Origin of the sequence: Candidatus Infernicultor aquiphilus (genome assembly GCF_002784285.1) — a bacterium.
Taxonomy (GTDB): Bacteria; Atribacterota; Phoenicimicrobiia; order Phoenicimicrobiales; family Phoenicimicrobiaceae; genus Infernicultor; species Infernicultor aquiphilus.
This window is the reverse complement of the sequence record NZ_PFKO01000285.1, coordinates 1-450: the sequence shown is the minus strand read 5'-3', so window position 1 is coordinate 450 and position 450 is coordinate 1.

The following is a 450-nucleotide window of genomic DNA, read 5'->3' as shown; positions in this document are numbered from 1 at the left end:
ATAACATTATATGGGAACAGTCACGTCGACAACGTCTTCAAGACGATCGCACAGTGTTGTATTACTCCGGAACTTGCAGCAAACTACTAGTATTACGGCTTCTTTGCTCTCACCGTCTGCGCTTTGCTGAGCTGTGCAGGCGCTGAATCTCCCCTCCGTCCAGGACAAGCGATTCCAGAATTTAGCAAGTCGCCATGTATGTGTACGTTCTCTCTCAAAACTGGCTTTCAATCCAGACGGCGATGATGCATAACTATTTTTATGTTTTTTAATGGCGATATTTCATACATCTAGACTCTAGCTACGGGTGGATTCATGATATTTTATCCCCAACTCTCATCTGCATAATCTGGTAATCCGTTTTAATAATAAAAATCATTCAAAAAATAATGGAATGACAGATGACAGATGCGTCGCGAAAACTGAAAACCATTCTCGACGACGGACATG